The 18,842-nt window shown below is 70.1% G+C and carries 11 protein-coding genes; 6 read left to right on the top strand and 5 right to left on the bottom strand.

The window, feature by feature from the left end:
- Positions 1 to 68: 68 nt before the first annotated feature.
- On the top strand, positions 69 to 1,667 hold the full coding sequence (locus AC0VX4_RS08930) for a TIGR01777 family oxidoreductase (protein ID WP_475464276.1): 1,599 nt from the start codon (positions 69 to 71) through the stop codon (positions 1,665 to 1,667).
- Positions 1,668 to 1,707: 40 nt separating this feature from the next.
- Here the strand turns inward: AC0VX4_RS08930 and AC0VX4_RS08925 are convergent, their stop codons facing one another.
- From AC0VX4_RS08925 to AC0VX4_RS08915, 3 genes are read right to left on the bottom strand one after another with little or no spacing between them, the layout of a single operon-like run.
- Complete coding sequence (locus AC0VX4_RS08925) at positions 1,708 to 5,124, bottom strand: glycosyltransferase family protein (protein WP_464466248.1); 3,417 nt, start codon at positions 5,122 to 5,124, stop codon at positions 1,708 to 1,710.
- Entirely contained in the window at positions 5,125 to 5,667 is a 543-nt protein-coding gene (locus AC0VX4_RS08920; protein WP_363738904.1) for a hypothetical protein, read from the bottom strand.
- Between the two features lie 38 nt (positions 5,668 to 5,705).
- Positions 5,706 to 7,526 carry a glycosyltransferase family protein gene (locus AC0VX4_RS08915; protein WP_475464275.1) on the bottom strand — a complete coding sequence of 607 codons (1,821 nt, stop codon included), beginning with the start codon at positions 7,524 to 7,526 and terminating at the stop codon, positions 5,706 to 5,708.
- A 79-nt stretch (positions 7,527 to 7,605) separates the two neighbouring features.
- Between AC0VX4_RS08915 and AC0VX4_RS08910 the strand changes: the two genes are divergently transcribed.
- Entirely contained in the window at positions 7,606 to 9,678 is a 2,073-nt protein-coding gene (locus AC0VX4_RS08910; RefSeq protein WP_464466246.1) for a hypothetical protein, read from the top strand.
- 55 nt (positions 9,679 to 9,733) lie between these two features.
- Here AC0VX4_RS08910 and AC0VX4_RS08905 read toward each other — a convergent pair whose 3' ends face one another.
- Positions 9,734 to 11,581 carry a glutaminase gene (locus AC0VX4_RS08905; protein ID WP_464466245.1) on the bottom strand — a complete coding sequence of 616 codons (1,848 nt, stop codon included), beginning with the start codon at positions 11,579 to 11,581 and terminating at the stop codon, positions 9,734 to 9,736.
- Between the two features lie 62 nt (positions 11,582 to 11,643).
- On the bottom strand, positions 11,644 to 12,786 hold the full coding sequence (locus tag AC0VX4_RS08900) for a hypothetical protein (protein ID WP_002853708.1): 1,143 nt from the start codon (positions 12,784 to 12,786) through the stop codon (positions 11,644 to 11,646).
- 90 nt (positions 12,787 to 12,876) lie between these two features.
- On the opposite strand from AC0VX4_RS08900, the gene AC0VX4_RS08895 reads away from it, so the two are divergent.
- The 4 genes from AC0VX4_RS08895 to AC0VX4_RS08880 all read left to right on the top strand — a co-directional run bounded on the left by AC0VX4_RS08895 (position 12,877) and on the right by AC0VX4_RS08880 (position 18,831).
- Positions 12,877 to 15,573 (top strand): ATP-dependent helicase C-terminal domain-containing protein, encoded by a 2,697-nt coding sequence (locus tag AC0VX4_RS08895; protein ID WP_475464274.1) that lies wholly within the window; start codon positions 12,877 to 12,879, stop codon positions 15,571 to 15,573.
- A gap of 86 nt (positions 15,574 to 15,659) precedes the next feature.
- A complete protein-coding gene (locus AC0VX4_RS08890; protein ID WP_475464273.1) occupies positions 15,660 to 16,964 on the top strand; it encodes an extracellular solute-binding protein in 1,305 nt (434 codons plus the stop codon).
- The gene (locus tag AC0VX4_RS08885; RefSeq protein WP_475464272.1) at positions 16,961 to 17,932 is read left to right on the top strand and encodes a carbohydrate ABC transporter permease; all 972 of its coding nucleotides are present in this window, start codon (positions 16,961 to 16,963) and stop codon (positions 17,930 to 17,932) included. The genes AC0VX4_RS08890 and AC0VX4_RS08885 overlap by 4 nt, the downstream gene beginning before the upstream one ends.
- Positions 17,929 to 18,831, top strand: a complete 903-nt coding sequence (locus tag AC0VX4_RS08880; protein ID WP_126860495.1) for a carbohydrate ABC transporter permease — start codon at positions 17,929 to 17,931, stop codon at positions 18,829 to 18,831. Before AC0VX4_RS08885 ends, AC0VX4_RS08880 begins: the two co-directional genes overlap by 4 nt.
- The last annotated feature ends 11 nt before the right edge of the window (positions 18,832 to 18,842 follow it).

Raw genomic sequence — 18,842 nt, 5'->3', positions numbered from 1 at the left:
TCATTGTCCTGCACGGCCCGGCCCGGACAGGTGTTCGCGTCTCCTCCATCTGTGCCAGGCTGGCGTGCATGACCGAGATCCGCGTCTTCGAGCACCGCACCCTCCTGCGCCACCCGCGTGAGGTCGTCTTCCAATGGCTGGAGAACCCCGGCGCGCTGGAGCGTCTCACCCCGCCGTTCGCCGGCGAGGTGGTCCAGGGGCCCTCTGACGGCCTCCGCGTGGGCTCCGAATCGCGGCTGCACATCCAGGCCCCCGGGGCCGCCGGCCTGTTCGCCGGCGCGGCCCACGGGATGCTCACCGGCCTGCTGCCGGACGCCGTCGCCTCCCGCCTCCCTGGCGGAGCCGCGCCCGCGGTGCCGTGGCGGGCCCGCCACACGGCCTACGAGGAGGGCCGCATGTTCCGGGACGAGATGGTCTCCGGACCTCTGGCCTCCTGGAGGCACACTCACCTGCTTGACGACGCCGCGCCCGGTGAGGCGGACACGGCGGACGGGCGGCGCGGCACGGTGGTCACGGACCACATCGAGTACGCGCTGCCGGGGGAGTCCCTCGTGTCCCGGGTGCCCGGTCTGGGCACCGCGGCCTCGCGCCGCACCCATGAGGCCTTCGAGGCGGAGCTGGGCCGCCAGTTCGCCTACCGCGCCCGCGTGATGGCCGATGACTTGGACTTCCACGCCGCCCACCCCGGCCCCCTCGTCGGTGGACCGGCCCGCACGGTCGCGGTGACGGGGTCCGGCGGACTGATCGGCCGGCAGCTCCGTGCCCTGCTCACCACCGGCGGCCACCGCGTCATCCGGCTGGTGCGGAGCTCGAAGAAGGGCGGTGCGCTGGATGCGGCGCTGTGGGACCCGGCCCGCGAGATCGTGGACGAGGACGCCCTGGCCGAGGCCGACGTCGTGGTGAACCTGGCGGGCGAGCCCATCGCCGGCCGGTTCACGGACGCGCACAAGGAGGCCGTGCACGACTCGCGTGTGCGCGGCACGCGCACCCTGGTGGACGCGCTCGCCCGGATCGCCGCGCGGGAGGGGGACGACGCGCGGGCGCGGGCGCTCGTGAACGGCTCGGCGATCGGGTACTACGGGGCGGACGCGGGCACGGGCCCGTTCGGCAGCGGCCTCGTGGAGGACCTGGAGCCCGGGGACGACTTCCTCGCCGAGGTCGTCGCGGACTGGGAGGCCGAGGCCCGGCGCGCCGAGACGTCCGGCGTCCGGGTGGCGATGCTGCGGACCGGCGTGGTCCTGAGCCCGGCCGGGGGCATGCTGCAGCAGGTGCTGCCGCTGTTCCTCGCGGGTCTCGGCGGCCCGGTCGCGACCTCGGGTGGCGAGAGCCACGACGGCAGCCCGTGGCTGAGCTGGATCGGCGTGGACGACATCGCGGGGGCCTTCGCCCACGCGGTGCTCGACGACGGCGTCACCGGCCCGCTGAACGCCGTGGCGCCGGAGCCGGTCACGGCAAAGGAGTTCGCCACCGTGCTCGGGCGGGTGCTGCGCCGGCCCGCGGTCGTCCCGGTCCCCGACGCGGGCCCGCGTCTGCTGCTGGGAGAGGAGGGCCGGGCCGAGACCGTGGCGGCAGACCAGAAGGTCGTGGCGGACCGGCTGGCCGCCTCCGGCTACGACATGCGCGACCCCGAGCTGGAGGGCGCGTTGCGCCACGTGCTCGGGCGGTGACGGGGGCGGCGTCCCACGGGGACGCTGCCTCCGCGGGTTGTCAGTCCGCACGCACGGGAATCCCCGTCCAGCGCAGGAAGACAGCCGGAGCGCTTTCCCACGGCCCCTCTTCCCTTGTGGGGAGGACACGTTCCACGGACACCGGGTTGAGAGTGAGGACGGAAGCTGCCTGATCTGGCGCGCTTACTGTCAATCGGTCGGCCTTGCGCAGAGTGGCGGTAAGGCCCGGAGGCCACGCTCGGCCAGCGTGGCCGAGTACCAGACTGCGTCCGCCAGCTGTCCGCACCCGGTCGAATAGGCGCGACATCCCGGTCTGGCCGCCTGGAGCCGCCGTGGTCAGTTGGGGTTGCCACGTTGGGTCATCCACAAGCTGCGGATCGACGACGACGAGGTCGACCTCAGCTCCCACAACCGCGGGAAGCCGCGTGGGTTGGAGCGCCTCCACTCGTACGCCGGTGCGCCTCCAAGACTCGACGAGTTCATCATCGCCCGCGACGAGGACCGTTATCGCGGAGAGTGTGCGCTCCATCGCGGAGGGAATTCCCTCGTAGTCCGGGTAGGGGGCGGGGCGTGCGGGAAGCGCACGGTCTGAGCTCTCGGGCCCAGCATCGGGCTGCGCGAGACGGACGTGGGCGGCCAGGGGACCATTCACGTGTCCCGTCTGGTCGTAGATCCGGTTCATTCCTTCGAACGCTCTCAGGGCCAGATAGTCCACATGATCCGCCGTGTACGGGTCCGCCAATGCGCGCTGGGCGCGGGCCACGTCCTCCGGGTCGGTCACAGTCCATTCAGCAGGGAGCCGGAGCCGGTCCGCAGCGAGCGCCGTGAGGAGCGCCAGCCACCAAGACCCGCTCACCTCCAGGCGTCGTGCGCCCCGTTCAAGCGCTTCGTCCAAGACCCGTGCTGAATGGAGCTCCAGCCAGCGGTCGGCACGCACCAGGTGCGCGGGAGCCGCGGACTCGGCGATCCGCGCCTGGGGCTGGCCATCGGATAGCCGGGCAGCCTCCTTTGGCTCAGTGAACGGGTAGGGGTCGACGGAAACGACCGTGGCGGTCGAGTCATCGACGCCTCGATTGTCGGCGACGCCCGTGCACCGCACGCGCAGCCCAGGGCCTGCCGCATCGAAACCGGATTCGGTGCGCGGGAGGTAGAGCGAGAACCGTCGCGCATCCAGGGCGGCCACTCCGCGGACCCAGAGTTCGATGTCTTTGATCGCGCCCGTGGACTTCGCGGTGATGGCGATCCGCTCGTCGAGAACCTCGAGGGCCCGCCCGTAGGAGCCCTCAAGCAGGGCTCCCTCCACATCGGAGGCGATCGCTGCGGCCTCGGGGGGGAGGTCCTCCTGCGGGGCGACGTCCACCTCGAAGGGGCGCACGGCGTCGGGGGAGCCCCGCAGCTCCGAAATGAGCCGGAACCACGCCTCGGTCACCGTCTCGGTGGTGTAGCGGTGAGAGAATTCCTGCGCGCGGCGAGACTCTTCGGCATACGCGTCGAAGGACCGGTTCGTCTCGAGCACGAAGTCGGCCACCGCTTCGGTGTCCGAAAAGTTCCAGCGATCACTGAAGATCTCGCGGGATCCCTCTCGCTCCCAGACGAGCGGCACCGCACCGGACGCCGCCCCCTCCACACCGGCCAGGTGGAACGTCTCTCGTGTGGAAGGGGACAGGATCCATCCCACGCGGCGCAGCCAATTGCCCATGTCCGGCCCGAACGGCTCGAAGCAGAGACCATCCATCACGACGGGGTCTTCGCCGGCTTCGCGGAAGAACCGGCGGTAAGAGTCCTGGTGGGCGGATTTCTTCCATTCGTACTGGTAGTTCCAAGGGTGGTGTCCACGCAGGTGGAGGACGTACCGCTCATCCTTCTGCCGGAGCAGGCTCAGAAGGTGCAGAGCCCGATCCGGTCGTTTCAGGATTGGCACATAACCCGCCATCCCGAGGTGGAAACGAGCATCGTCGAACTTCTCGCGCTGCAGGTCCACGGCATCAACGGAGTTCGGGACCACTCGTACGAGTTGCGAAGGCCAGCCCTTCATATCGAGAGCCCGGCGGCGATAGAAGTCCGACGCAACGACGATGGCTGCACAGTGGTCGATCCGCAGATCATCGATCCAATCGGAGAGCAGCTCGTAGCCATGCAGGTGCACGATAAGCCTCTGGTGAGGCCGGACGTGCTCGGCATACCAGAGGGCATTCTTGCTCGCGAATTCAGCGATGACCACGTCCGCCCAGGCCACGTAGTCCTGGCTGATCTCAGGCTGGGGGGTCGCGTTCGCCTTGAAGAGGTCGATACGCAAGTCGACGTCCGGGTGTCCCTCAAGGGCAAGGACAAGGTCGCCTGCAAACTTCAGGTCTGCCCCCGCGATGACGACCCGCAGCGGCCGGCCTTCCTCGTGGCGGAGAGGAACATGTGTGGGCAGAGCACGGAACCACTGTGACGTGGACTCCGGCATCCCGACGGGATGCGCGGAGGGCGCCACGTGCATCGGCCTGGCGGACCGGAGCATCTGGGGGAGATCTGCCAGCCCGGCAGCTGAGGGGAGGACGATCACACGGGGATCGACATGGGACGAGGGCGTGGGATCGATCAGGATGGGAAGGGCTCCGCGCGACAGGAGGTAGTCCACAGCCTGCGAGTGAGCGACCGGGTCAGCCGGGGCTGGGACAAGACCCGCTGGTGCCGTGGAGGGCGCTCCACCCAGGGCCATCACGAGCCCGGGCACCTCACGCCAACGGGCGTCGCTGGACATCGGCGCGTCGACGGCACCGGTGAGGACGGTGCGAGGGACATGGCGCCTTTCCTGCATGACGTGGGCATGGGCCGCCAGGTCGGGGGCGGATTCCTCAGTGAAGAAGTCCAGGCACACCTCGATGTCGATGGTGTCCCCGGTCGGAGTGGGACGCTCGGCAGTGGGTCCAGAAGCGTGGGGGGTCGGCATCAACGTGAGGCGCGCCAGCGCCTCCACGTGCTCTGCTTCGATCAGCGCACGCTGGTCCTCGGACAACACCAGCAGTCGGCGAGTGCCACGGACGAGGCTCGAGAGTCGCCGCGCGATAAGTGGGGACAGCTCCTCAATGCGATAGGGCGTGTCGATGGGAAGCCCCCAGAGGCGGTCCGCAAGGGCGCGCCCACCTGCGAGGGCGAGGGTGAGCTCCCCGCCCTGAGCGAGAACGATGTCGACCTTCCTCTGCCGAGCCTCGGCGAGGACGCGTCGAGCCCGGTACCGAGGGAGATGACCGCGCTCGTCCTGGTGCTCGGGGTTCGTGGCGTCGTAGGGGAGCACCTGCACACCGGCTTGTGTGAGCAGGCGCCCCAGATGGCCCAGCTCTCGCTCGCGGGGGTGAAATAACACGTCATGGCCGAGTGCCCGCAGTGACCGGCAGGTGGCCAGCACCCAGTGCGCGGCGGCGGGTGAACCGCCCGTGAGGAGGTCGGGTGCGACGAGGATGACGGCCATTCACATTCCTCCAGCGGATGGTGCGGTCTGCATGCGAGCACGGTCCTGGACAACGCCGGCGAGGGTGATCCAGACCGGAGATTGAGGGGCGCCCTCCTCCAGGTCGGCTTCCGGGACAGCGGTCATGTCCACGGTGCACGTCGATAGCAGGCGGGCGTCGCCGGTGGCGGCCAGCGGACGAAGCGGAAGCCCGAGTACGAGGCGGCCCCGCGCTCGCATCCGGCGGCCGGCCTCGAAGATCTCTTCTTTCAGGCTGACAGCGGCATGGGTGTTGGCGGCGAGCCAAGGACCCCGCTGAAAGGCATCCCAGTCGATGACGAGAGTCTCCACCAGAGGAAGCTCCACCTGCTCGACGAGGAGCCCCGGTACCCCGGCGACGGCGGGCGTGGCCTCCTGGACGCGGCGCACCAGGTGCGGCGAGCCCACCACCACGGCTCGCGCGTTCCCGTGAGCGTCTGACAGGCCCATGAGGGCGCCCCGGGTGATTCCGAACGGGGAGTCTTTGACGGCAGGGGTGGAAGCACGCCCGAGGGCTGCGAGCACCGTGTCAAGGTTGCTCGGAGGATCCGGAAGAGGTGTGTTCACGAACGGGCTCCGCTCTCAGCGTCGGTGGACAGGGGGCCGAACTTGTCCTCGAGGGCACTCCAGAGCACCTCGCGCGCCGCACCGAGGTCGTTCACCGGGGACGCGTAGCGAGGTGCCATCGAGGCTATGGTGCTGCCCTCTTCGACGATTGCCCATGTGGCAGCCCGCGAGCCCGCGTAGTCGCTCCACTTGGACGGCAGATACGGATTCACCACGTGGTGCTCACCAGACGCTGCGTCGCGCACGACTAGGAGGTCGAAGGAGTCCGTGGCTGCCAGGAACTCCAAGAACGGCAGGGACGGGTGAAACGTCACCAGATGCTCGATTCCTTCGGCCCCAACCCCGTTGACAGCGCGCGCAACGAGATCTTCATATTGCTTCGCCGAGAAGTTCCGGGGGCGTCGCCCTCCCTTGCCCACCGGGACGTAGTTGGTGAACACGTGGAGATGGACACGCTCCCGGAGCCGCTCGGGTAGCGCTCGCATGGCCGAGGTCACCTCGATGAGACCACGCGACGAGTAGAACTCGCCGAAGTAGGCGACATTGAGCCGGTCTGGGGACACCTGCGGATCATGGGGGGCCATTTCGTAGAACTCGCGTGGCAACGATGGGTGGTGGCTGACCTTGGCGTTGGCCAGCACTCGGTCCTTTAGATCGCGTCGGTGGAGCTTATCCACCATGGTCTTCATCTGCAGTGCGTTCGTGAAAATGATCTCGTCGGCGAGCGCAAAGACCATGTTCTCCGCGATCGCGAAGATAGACTTCTCCGCTTCGGACATGGGACCAAAACTATTCTCGAACGCCGAGACGAGTTCTTTGCGGCATGCGTTGTCGACCGTCGGCCCGCCACGGTGGACGCCCGTGACGTCTTGGGACAGCGGGTCGGAGAACTCAGCGATCCACCGAACCTCGGGGTGCCGCAGCTTGACCAGTGCCCCGCCGATGAGCGAGGGGGACCACATCCCGCGACTGTACAGAAACTCGTACGGCCGGCCACGCTCCGCCATGTATCGGGAGGCTAGGTTCGCAGCGTGCTCCGCAAAAGCCGAGTGCGCGACCCACGTGGCCCAGGAAGGAGTGAAGGGTAGGAAGTGCCGTGTGCGTACGTACGGGGCTGCGATCCGTTCGATCGTGGGGTCCGGCTTCTTGTGGTGCAGGAATGAACACGCGATCACGTCCACCGACTCGCCGAACTGTCGAATGCGCTTCGAGGCCACTGTGGAGCCGGTGTCTTGGAACGGAGAGAAGTTGTAGAGCAGGGCGAGACCCTTAGACGGCGGAATGATCTCGGCCCAGGGGAGACCTTCTGCCCCGGGTAAGAGGAGGATCTGATCGCAGAGATCTCGTCTGGCCTCCCCGGCGTCGGCCACGGCGCGCCGCAGTTCCTCCAATGATTGATCTGCTGATGCGTCATCGCCACGGTCCGTCGCGGCGACCCAGCGACCCGCCGCCTCCCGGGCCTGGGCGATGCGGGAAGGCTCAGGGTCCATGCTGGCAACCTCGTTCCTCGTGGGGGTGTCGTCTGCGCGAGTGCCTACTTCCGCTGCATCATCGCACGTGCCATAGGGGACAGTATCAGTGGCTTCGACCTCTCTTGAGGCGCGTGAATCGACCCGCCCGACTGCAGAGTGTGAACCTGTGTGGGACGTCTCCACCGCTATGATTAAGCCCAGTTGCCTATCAGAGTTGGGGTACTGTATCGCGATATTGGAGGGCATCCTTAGATCCCGAGCCCTCAGTCGTCCCAGACCGCGGATTTTGACTGACACCTTGTCGCTCACCACGACCGAACGGAGAGGTCTCATTTCGACCAGCACGCGTCCCAGTATGGCCCTCACGTTGCAGGGGGTGCGCCGAGTTGCGGCGTCGGGGCAACATGCCCCCAGCCTGCAGGACATGACCTGCATTGCATTTAGCGGTGTCCTTCTCTCCAGTCGCCGCCTCTTAAGTGAAATCTCCCCGGTGGCTCGACCAGATCTCACTGTGAATGAAGCTCTCGAAGCCAACGGTGAGTGGTTGGCTGTGTTTCAGGGGCGGACGCATCCGGACGAGTATGTCGTTCTCACTGACGCCTATGCTTTCCAGACGCTGTTCCACTGTGCGGTGGAGCGGGAAGACGGGCCTCGCCTCGTGCTCGGAACTAGCGCGCGGGCCGTGGCGCATGAACGTCGGGCTCTGGGCGTTGATATGGATCCGGATTGGGAGCATATCGCCGGTACTGTCTTGTCCACTGATTGGCTGACATCGAATATCATGTCAGACCGTACGGCAGACCGGGCCACCCTCACCATGCGGCCGTTTGAGATGATGGTGATCTCTCGAGGGGAGGCCCGAGTCGTACCTCGTGCGGGCCTGGATGATCTGAATGCCCTAAATTATAAATCCCTACTAGAGCGTGGGTCCGCCGCCGCCATTGCACAGGTGAAGGTTCTCGGTAGTGCCGGATTCCCGTCACTGCGAATTAACCTTTCCGGTGGAAAGGACTCCCGGCTCATGATGGCGATGCTCGTGGGCGCTGGGGTGCAAAACAAATTTGAAGTGCGCAGCGTCAACCCTCGCACGTGGGGAGTGAAATCTGCGAGAGCAGGTCTCGAGAAGGATCTCCTTCTCGCGGACACCATTCGACGGCGCTACCGAATGCGGTGGGCTGAGGAGCCCGAATTCGATACATTCATGGCCACGCCATTCGAGCCGATTGAATGGTGGCAAGATGATTGCGGAGAGTTGAATTACTCGTTCCGACTTAATAGGCGGCGTCGCATTCGCAGTGTGATGGTGGGTGAGTTGCGGGGGGCAAGCGGAGAGACCTTCCGTGGGACGAACTATTGGCGACGCTACCGGGACCTTCCTGGTTTCCAGGGCACGCCGGAGGGCTTTGAGTCGGATCTCCGTTTGGCCTTCGACCATATTTACCGCACGGACTTAGTCTCCGGAGAGCACGCCGAAGGCATGTTCGATCATTTTAGCGAGGCCCTGCGAAGCACGGGTCGTACAACCCTCGTGGACGCTGGTGATCGGCACTACACGCTGTATCGCAACCGAGCGCACTTCGGCACTGCGTTACGTTTCGCCCAGGAGGGTGCGATTCCGTTCTTCCCCCTCAACCAGCCTGCTTTCACATGGGCCGGTGAGCGCATAGACCCCGACTTGCGTCGTGAGGGTGCGGTGTTCCATGACTTGATTGAGCTCATGGCGCCGGAGCTGAATGACCTCCCCTTCGATGCGGACCAGTGGACGGACCGGGTTCGTTCTCGTCGTACGAGCGGGCGTCCGGTGCATACGTGGCAGGTCACGCAATCTGCTGATGAGGCTACCGAGTACTGGCAGAACGAGGAGCGCGCGGCACGCAGTATGCGCGAGTCTGAGGCCGCTGCGCGGCCCGCCACTTCGATGATTGCTTCGACCAAGGCATATGTGGCCTTCCAGCTGCGTGCGACATTCGACGAACTGCTCCAGCTGCCTGGTGCCAAGGACTGGCTCAGCCCGCGGGTGGGGTCCTGGTTGATGTCTTTGCCCGAGCAGAACCTCAACTTCGCGCAGACCCAGCTCGGCAAGTTGGTCTCCGTGCGCGATGCCGTCGTGGGGAAGGCGGCTGGCGTGCGCCTGTTCAGGACCCTAGACGGCAACGAAAGTCAGGATGGTCTAAACGCCTTGACATGGACGGGAGCGCGGGCTCCATCAGGCTTCCGGCGAGACCTGGATGTCTTGCTGTACCGCGTTGCTGTCTCGAGGGAGGGCGGCGAAGTTGTGACGGAAGCGCTCGTGGACCACGGCGGCGGTCATGACCTCGAGTTCGCGTTCTACCTGCGCAGAGGGCGAACGGTGGTGGAGCGCAAGTTGTATTCCGGCGAGCGGAGTGCACGGTTCGACGCCCCGGAGGGGGGAGGTCCCTATCACGTACAGGCTTTCGCGAGGTATCGGCGGCGGCAGCAGCAACTGTTCGTTCTTCAGTCGGTGGAGGTGGACTGACCAGCGGGCCGGTGTGCCCGCTTTGGTCTGCAGCCCGGCGGGCCGGGCCGGCGCCTTAATCCTGCAGCGCGCCGGTCTCCCGGATGAGCTGGCCCAGCGCGGTGAACGCGTCACGGGCCAGCGCCTCCCACAAGGCCAGGGCCAGCTGCGGGAAGCCCTCCTGGAGCGCGACCATCACCTGGGCGGTGAGGACTCGCGCCGTCACCGGCCCGCGCGCGCGGACGGTGGAGGGCTGGCGGCCGGGCTGGCCCAGGGCCATCTCGCCGAACGTCATCCCCGGGGTGAGCAGGGTGCGGCGCACGCGGCGGTTGCCTGTGCCCTGCCCCGAGAGCTCCACGGTGCCGGAGACGATCACGTAGATGCCGCCGAACGGCTGGCCGGCGCGGCGGATGATCTGGCCGTCCGAGTAGACCCGTTCGTCCATCATGGACTCGAGCAGACGCGCGTCGTCCGCGGAGAGGTGCTGCAGCAGGGGTGCCACGGCCGCCTCCTGGGCGTCCCGCGGCAGCAGGTGGGGGGCGTGCCGGGAGAGCAGCCGCTGCTCGGCCCACTGGGCGGCACGCGAGCGGGAGTCGAAGAACACGAACTGGGCGCCCTCGGCGGCGGGATCCACCCCCTCGGCCTCATCCTGCAGCGGCTCGGGCAGGTCGACCTCCACGGACTCCTCGACGGCCGCCATCAGCTCCTTCATCTCCGCGGCGTCCCGGTCCACGACGACGACGTCGAGCCCGTCGCCCAGCGCGCGGGCGAACCACTGGGCCACCAGCAGCCGGGCCGGTCGAGAGACGGAGCTGACCGAGCGCATGTCCACCACGAGCGTCTCGAGGACCTCCGGCAGACCGCGGCTGACGCGGGCGATCGCGTCCACCTGGCTGAAGCCGAGGTGACCGCCCAGCTCCATCACGTGCACGGTGTCCGCGAACCGCCCGAGCGCCTCCAGGACGACGGCGCTGCGCACCGTGCCCGAGGGCGCCTGATCGATCCGATAGTGGGTGCGCAGGGCCGCGCGTGGGGAGCCGGTGACCACCGACGGGTGCAGCTCGAAGTCCTCGACGATGGTCCGCAGGGCGGCCATTGCCGCGGTACCGAGCCCGTTCTCATCCGTCGTGTCCGACTGCAGCGCCAGACCGAGGTGGCCCGGCACCACCACGAGCACCGTGCCGCCGCGCGTGGACGCCCAGCCGGGCTGGCCGACGTCGTACGCCCACCGGGAATCCCGGGTGTCCATGCCGCAGGAGTCCATCACGGACAGCACACCGCGGACCGTCTCCTCGCTCAGCACGCGGTCCCCGGTGACGGGGTGGACGCCGCCGTGCGCGAGGGTGCCGGCGAGCAGGGCGAGGTCCTCCACGTTCACGGCGGCGGCACGTACCGTGGCGATGTCCTCGAGCAACGTCTCGGGGTCGGCGTCCAGGGTGTCGAGGGACTTCATCAGCCACGCAGCGGACCGGGTGTGGTGCTGGGCGCGGTTCTCCGCGCGGGCGGCCGTCTCCGTGACGGTGACCTCGCGGTCGAACAGGGCGGAGAGCAGCTGCATCATGCGTGCGGTGCGGTCGCGGCCGCCGCGGCCCTTCACCAGGGAGGCGGTGGCCACCGCGCCCGCATTCTGCAGCGGGTTGTGCGGCAGGCCCGTGACGGCGTCCACCTCGACCCGGTGGTCCAGGTCACGCACGGGAGCGGCGCCGACGCGCTCGCCCACCCGCACCGCGCCGAGGTCCTCGAGGGCCTGCGCGTGGAACAGGGGAGAGGCGAGCGTGGCCAGGGGCACGGGCGTCATGGATCCGGAGACGTAGCGGTGCCCGTCCACCATGAGCATCGCGACGCCCAGCCCGTCCGGGACCTCCCCCTCACCCGCGTGGGCCGACGTGAGGCGATCGAGGTGCTCCTGGACGGGTGTGGTCATGGGTCACAGCCTAGTCAGTGGGGCAGGTCCGGGACAGCGTGGCGGAGGCGTCGACGGCGGCCTCAGAGCTGGTTGCGCACGGCCTTCATGGCCGTGGCCGCGTCGAACCAGTCCTGACGCTCGTAGGGCGGCACGCCGAGGCGGAGCAGCCGCGCGTACCACTCGCCGAGCAGCTCCGGGGGCAGTCCCGCGTAGGCCTGCGGATTGAACCGCTCCATGAAGGCCAGAGACGTGGCCGGGATGCGTTCCAGCACGGGACCGGGGATGCCTTCCTCGTTGTAGAGGAGGGATGCGGCCTCCGGCCCGAGGACGCGCAGCACATACAGGGCCGCGAGGTCGTCGGCGAACACGGCACCCCACCTTCGCGGCTGCCCCAGCACGGGCAGGTCCGGCAGGGCGAGATCGAGTCCCGCACGCTGCGCCACTGCCTCAAGGAGGAGCCGCTTGCGGTGGTATTTCACCTCTCCGCGGTGGGCCACGGAGGCCAGCACGTCCAAGAGCAGTTCCGGCCGACGGCGCGCGCAGACAAGCATCGTGCCCGCCTCCGAGACGCCGGCCACGGGGGAGGCCGGCCCGAGCCCCAGGACCTCGGCCACCGGAGTCGTCCGCTGTGGGACCGGCCCGGTGAACGCCGCGGGCAGGGACGAGGCCTGAATGTCGCCGGAGCCCAGCACGGCCAGGTCCAGTTCGTCCCGCAGCAGGATGCCGGCCGAGGACATGAACGCCTCGGTGCCGTGCAGGTTCAGGCCGAGATCCACCAGGTTGGTCTCCACGATGTGCGTGGGGAACCGTGAGTACACGGGGCGCTCCCGGGCGAACCGTCCGCCGAAGTCCAGGGAGACGAGATGGGCCTCCGGCATGATGAGCCGGGCCGCCAGCGAGTCGAAACCGCCGGAGAAGTTCAACGCCTGCGCCGTGCCAGGCTCGCGGCTGCGGTCCGTGCCCGGAGCGTGCTCCACGCGGGCGCCCGTCATCTCCTCGATGGCGGCGCTCAGCCGCGGACCGATCGGCAGGTCGATCTGGACCTCGTCGAACACCTCACCGCACAGACCGGCGTACACCGCGGCGATGAGATCTGGGGCCGGGGTGAAGGCGTAGGGCAGACGGAACCAGAGCTCCTGAGCCTCTCCGTCGCGATGGACGGCGCAGGTGACGACACCGTCGTTCGAGACGTCCACGTCCGTGAATGCGATCCTGCGGCCCATGTTTCGCTCCTGTCGCCGTAGGAATCTGACCCTACCCCGGGTCACGGCTCAGCCACCGGCCGACTCGACCGCGCGGGCACAATGGACCCGATGCCCACCCCCGCCGATCCCGTCTCCGTCCCCACCTCCCTCGCCGCCGCCCTCGACCGCCTCGGTGCCGGGCTGACGTTCGCCGCCGCCCTGCCCGACCTCGAGGCGGCGCTGGACGCGCGCGGGGCGGCCGTCGTCGAGGCGCCCCCGGGCACGGGCAAGACCACCGTGGTCCCGCCCGCGCTCGCGGTCCGGCTCGCGGACCACGGCGGTGGGCGGGTCCTGGTCACGCAGCCGCGGCGGGTCGCTGTGCGCGCGGCCTGGCGGCGGCTGCGCACGGCGGTCCTGACCGCCGCGGCCGACGCCCAGCCCGGCGCCGACCCCGACGCGCGGGCTCGGCTCGCGGACGCCGCCGTCGGGTACGCCGTGCGGGGTGATGCGGCGGGCGGCGGGGCCTCGGCCGTCGAGTTCGTGACCCCGGGCCTGCTGCTGCGCCGCCTCCTGGCCGACCCCGGGCTCGACGGCGTGGGCGGGGTGGTCCTGGACGAGGTCCACGAGCGGGACCTGGACACGGACGTGCTCTTCGCCCTGCTCGCGGATCTGCGGCAGCTGCGTCCCGAGCTCGCGCTCGTGGCCATGTCCGCCACCGTGGACGCGGCGGCTCTGGCCGCCCGCTGGGCCCGCGGCATGGGGGAGGAGGCGCCCCTGCCCGTGGTCTCCACCCCGGCCGTGCTGCACCCGCTGCGCGAGGAGCACGTCCCCTTCCGTGGCCACCGCCTCACCGCCGAGGGCCGTGTGGACCGGGCCTTCCTCGACCACGTCGCGGCCACGGCCGCGCGCGCCCACGCCGAGGCGCTCGACGCCGACCCGACCGTGGACGCCCTCGTCTTCCTGCCCGGCGTGGCCGAGGTCGAGGCCGTCGCGGGCCGCGTCGCCGCGCTCGCCCCGGACACCGAGGTCCGCGTCCTGCACGGCCGCCAGGAGCCCGCCGACCAGGACGCCGCGCTCGCCGGCCGCGCCGACCCCGCCGTGCCGCGCGTCGTCGTCGCGACGGCGGTCGCCGAGTCCTCGTTGACCGTGCCGGGGGTGCGCCTCGTCATCGACTCGGGCCTGGCCCGCGAGCCGCGCCGGGACCGGGGGCGGGGCATGGCCGGGCTCGTCACCGTCCAGGCCTCGCGTGCCGCCGCCGGCCAGCGTGCGGGCCGCGCCGCCCGCCTCGGCCCCGGCACCGTGGTCCGCTGCCACACCGCTGCGGCCCTGGGCACCGCGCCCGCAGCCCCGACGCCAGCCCTCGCCGTCGTCGACCTCGCGCCGGTGGCCCTGGCGTTCGCGGCGTGGGGCGCCCCGGGCGGCCGCGGGCTGACCCTGCCCGAGGACCCGCCGGCCGACGCGATGGCCGCCGCCGAGCGGACGCTCGCCTCCCTCGGCGCGGTGGACACGGACGGGCGCATCACCCCGCACGGCGCCGTCCTGGCCGAGCTGCCCCTGGACCCGCCCCTCGGCCACGCCCTCCTGCGCGCGGCACCGTGGACGGGGCCCCGCCCCGCGGCCGAGGCGACGGCGGCCCTCGCCCTGGACCTGCGCGCCCCCGGGGCCGACCTCGAGGCGCTGGTCGCGGCCGTGCGGGACGGCCGGCACCCGGAGGCCGGGCGCTGGCGTCGGGAGGCGGACCGACTGGAACGACTCGCCCGTCGGCACGCGCACCACGCCCCGGAGACGCGGGCGCCGGACGGGCCCGGGCCCGAGGCGACGGCGACCGCGCGGCGGCACCCCGCCGGCCTCGTGGCCGCCCTGGCCTTCCCCGCGTGGATCGCCCGACGCGCGGGGGAGGCGGGCGCGTACCTGCTCGCCTCCGGCACCCGCGCGGCCCTGCCCCGCGACGCCGCCGGCGGCGGCCTGGCGGGGCAGGAGTGGCTGGCCGTGGCCGAGGTCGCCCGCGTGGCCGGGGACGCGGCCGGCACGGGTGCCGCGATCCGCGCGGCCGCGCCGATCGACCGGCCCCTCGCCGAACGGGCCGGAGCGGGCCTGCGGCGCACCGAGGACACCGCCGACTGGCGCGGGGACCGGCTCACCGGCCGCCGCGTGGACCGGCTGGGCGCGCTCGTGCTGGCGGAGACGCCCACCCCCGTCGCCCCCGACGCCGCCGCGCAGGCCGTGCGCGCCGCCCTCGCCGCCGACGGCCTCGTCCGGTTCGACCCGAGCGGCCGGGCCGAACGCCTGCGCCGCCGGGTGCACCTGCTCCACCGCGTCCTCGGCGCCCCGTGGCCGGACCTCTCGGACGCGGCGCTGCCCGGCCTGGACGCGCTGGTCGACGGGCTCGCGGCCGACCTGGCCGCCGGGCGGCCCCTCACGCGCCTGGACGCCGAGGCGCTGCTGCGCGGCGCCCTGCCCTGGCCGGAGGCGGGCCGGCTGGACGAGCTCGCCCCCGAGCGCCTGCCCGTGCCGAGCGGGCGCGGCGTCGTCGTGGACTACCCGGCCGTCCACGAGGACACCCCGCCCGTGGTCGCCGCCAAGCTGCAGGAGTTCTTCGGGGCGCGTGTCACCCCCGCCGTGGCGGACGGTCGTGAGCCGGTGGTCCTGCACCTGCTCTCCCCGGCAGGCCGCCCACTCGCCGTGACCGCCGACCTGCCGTCCTTCTGGGCCGGCCCCTACGCGCAGGTCCGCGCCGAGAACCGCGGGCGATACCCCAAGCACCCGTGGCCCGAGGATCCCGCCGCCGCGGAGCCGACCGCCCGGACGAACCGCCGCGCCCGCTGAGGAAGGGGCCCGCGAAACGTGCAGGAATCGCTCCGATGCGTGATGATGGCCGTCACATCCGACTCGCATCGAATGAGGTTCCACTTGTGAGACACGACACGCGGGCACGTCAACGACGCCGGGCCACGCTGGCCGGCGCCGTCGCTGCGGGCGCGCTCATCCTGGCCGGGTGTGCCCCGGCCGAGCAGACGCCCACCCTGACCTGGTACACCAACCCCGACGACGGCGGGCAGGCGAAGATCGCCGCCCAGTGCACCGACGCCGCGAACGGCCGATACCGGATCGAGACCTCCATGCTCCCGACGGACGCCGGCTCCCAGCGCGAGCAGCTGACCCGCCGCCTCGCCGCGGGCGACACGTCGATGGACATCATGTCCCTCGACCCGCCGTTCGTCCCCGAGCTCGCCGAGCCCGGCTTCCTGGCCCCCGTGCCGGAGGAGATGCAGGCGTACGCGGAGGACAACGCCCTGGAGGGCGCCCTCGCGGCCGCCAGCTGGAAGGACGAGCTCGTCACGGTCCCGTTCTGGGCCAACACGCAGCTGCTCTGGTACCGCAAGTCGGTCGCCGAGGCCGCGGGGCTGGACATGTCCCAGCCCGTCACGTGGGACCAGCTGATCGAGGCCGCCCGCAGCCAGGACAAGGACCTGGCCGTCCAGGGCGCCCGGGCCGAGTCCATGACCGTGTGGCTCAACGCGCTCATCGAGGGCGGCGGGGAGCAGATCATCCCCAACGCCGAGGCGCCCACGGACGAGGTCACCACGAACCTCGACTCCGAGGCCGGCCGCACGGCCGCGCGGATCATCTCCACGATCGGCAAGGAGGGCCTCGGAAGCGCCGGCCTGCCGACCCAGGACGAGAACGCCTCCATGCTGCTCTTCCAGGGCAAGAACGGCTCGTTCATGGTCAACTGGCCGTTCGTCTGGCCGGCCACCCTCGGCTCCGTGGAGGAGGGCTCGCTGCCGACGGACCTGCCCGAGGACATCGGCTGGGCCGTCTACCCCCGCACCGTCGAGGACCAGGACGCCGCGCCGCCCGTGGGCGGCATCAACCTGGGCGTGGGCGCGAAGTCCGAGCACCAGGACCTCGCGTGGGACGCGATCTCCTGCATCACCACCACCGAGCACCAGAGCCAGTACTTCGTCGAGAACGGCAACCCGCCCGCCGACCCGGCGGCCTACGACGCCCCCGAGGTCGCCGAGAAGTTCCCCATGGCGGACACCATCCGGGAGTCCCTCGAGCTCGGCGCCCCGCGTCCGCAGACCCCGTACTACAACGAGGTCTCCACCGCGATCCAGCAGCGCTACGCGCCGCCGTCGGGCGTCTCCGAGTCCACCCCCGCCGAGACCGACGACTTCATCCAGGAAGTCCTGAGAGGGGAGCGTCTGCTGTGAGCCACGTCGACACCGCACCCGCCGCATCCACCCCGCGCGCCGCCGAGGGGCGCCGCCCCCGCCGGGTGAAGTCCCAGCGCGCGAAGTCCGAGGCGCGTCTCGGCTGGCTCCTGGCCGGCCCCGCGTTCTTCGTGATGCTGTTCGTGGTCCTGTACCCGATCCTGCAGGCCCTCTACGACTCGCTGTTCAAGTACCGGCTCACCGCCCCGGGCGACCGCGAGTTCGTGGGCCTGGGCAACTACGGCGTGATCCTCACGGACCCCGTGTTCTGGAAGGACCTCGGGGTGACCCTGCTGATCACCGCGGTGACCGTGGTGGTCGAGCTCATCCTCGGCTTCCTGCTGGCCCTGGCCATGCACCACGCCATCAAGCAGACCCGCGGCCTGATCCGCACGATCATCCTGGTGCCGTACGGCATCATCACCGTGGTGTCCGCGTTCGCGTGGTTCTACATGTTCTCGATCGACTCGGGCTACATCAACGCCTGGTTAGAGTGGCTGCCGGGCGTCGACGCGGACCTGAACTGGTTCGCGCAGAGCAGCACCGCGCTGTTCGTGATCATGCTCTCCGAGATCTGGAAGACCACCCCGTTCATCTCCCTGCTCCTGCTGGCCGGTCTGGCCCAGGTGCCGGGCGACCTCACGGAGGCCGCCGCCGTCGACGGCGCCTCGTGGTGGCAGCGGATGAAGCTGGTCATCCTGCCGAACATGAAGGCCTCGATCATGGTGGCCGTCCTGTTCCGCGCGATGGACGCGTTCCGCATCTTCGACTCCATCTACATCATGACCAACGGCGCCTACGGCACCGAGGTCCTCTCGCTGCTTGCCTACCGCACGTCCATCGGCCGGCTCGAGATCGGCATGGGTTCGGCGGTCTCCGTGATCCTGTTCCTGTGCGTGGCCCTCATGGCGGTCATCGCCGTCAAGGGCTTCAAGGTGGACCTGGCCGACCGAGGAGGTTCCAAGTGAGCACCGCCGCATCCGCTCCCGCCCCCGAGGGCCGCGGGCCCGAGGCCCGCGCGCCCCACCGTCGCGGCACCGGGAAGGCCACCGCGCTGTGGTGGATCCTCACCGTCGTGATCGGCGTGTGGTGCCTCTTCCCGCTGTTCTCGATCTTCGCGACCAGCTTCAAGACGCCCGCCGACCTCGCCAACGGCAAGCTGCTGCCCACCCAGTGGTCCACGGTGAACTACGAGGAGATCTTCGTGGGCGGCTCGCGCGAGCTGTTCCTCACCGCGCTGCGCAACTCGATCGGCATCACCGTGATCGCCACGATCATCGCCGTCATCCTGGCCACGCTGTGCGCCTACGCGATCGCCCGCCTGGACTTCCCGGGCAAGCGGCTCGTGCTCACGGTGTCCCTGATGGTCTCGATGTTCCCCGTCATCTCCCTGGTGACGCCGCTGTTCAACATGTGGCGCACCCTCGGGCTGTACGACACGTGGATCGGCCTGATCATCCCCTACCTGTCCCTGACCCTGCCGATCTCCATCTGGACCCTGGCCGCGTTCTTCCGCCAGATCCCGTGGGAGCTCGACCAGGCCGCGCAGGTGGACGGCGCGACGCCGCTCGAGGCGTTCCGCAAGGTGATCGTCCCGCTGGCCGCCCCCGGCGTCTTCACGACGGCGATCATCGCCTTCTTCATCGCCTGGAACGACTTCGTGTTCGGCATCTCCCTGACCTCCACCGAGACCGCGCGCACCGTGCCCGCCGCCCTGGCCTTCTTCACCGGCGCCTCGCAGTTCGAGTCGCCGACCGGGGCCATCTCGGCGGCCGCGATCATCGTGACCATCCCGATCGTGATCCTGGTGCTGGCGTTCCAGCGGCAGATCGTGGCCGGCCTGACCAACGGCGCGGTGAAGGGCTGAGGCCCGCGCAC

The sequence above is a fragment of the Micrococcus sp. 63XJN7_8_ISO-PGPR-S23-253 genome (genome assembly GCF_056173425.1).
Note: the sequence above shows the minus strand (reverse complement) of the source record. Positions and strands in the feature narration are given on the sequence as shown.

Coding starts and splice junctions, on each gene's coding strand:
- AC0VX4_RS08930 (WP_475464276.1), top strand. CDS start 69: ATGACCGAGATCCGCGTCTTCGAGCACCGCACCCTCCTGCGCCACCCG.
- AC0VX4_RS08925 (WP_464466248.1), bottom strand. CDS start 5,124: ATGGCCGTCATCCTCGTCGCACCCGACCTCCTCACGGGCGGTTCACCC.
- AC0VX4_RS08910 (WP_464466246.1), top strand. CDS start 7,606: ATGACCTGCATTGCATTTAGCGGTGTCCTTCTCTCCAGTCGCCGCCTC.
- AC0VX4_RS08905 (WP_464466245.1), bottom strand. CDS start 11,581: ATGACCACACCCGTCCAGGAGCACCTCGATCGCCTCACGTCGGCCCAC.
- AC0VX4_RS08900 (WP_002853708.1), bottom strand. CDS start 12,786: ATGGGCCGCAGGATCGCATTCACGGACGTGGACGTCTCGAACGACGGT.
- AC0VX4_RS08895 (WP_475464274.1), top strand. CDS start 12,877: ATGCCCACCCCCGCCGATCCCGTCTCCGTCCCCACCTCCCTCGCCGCC.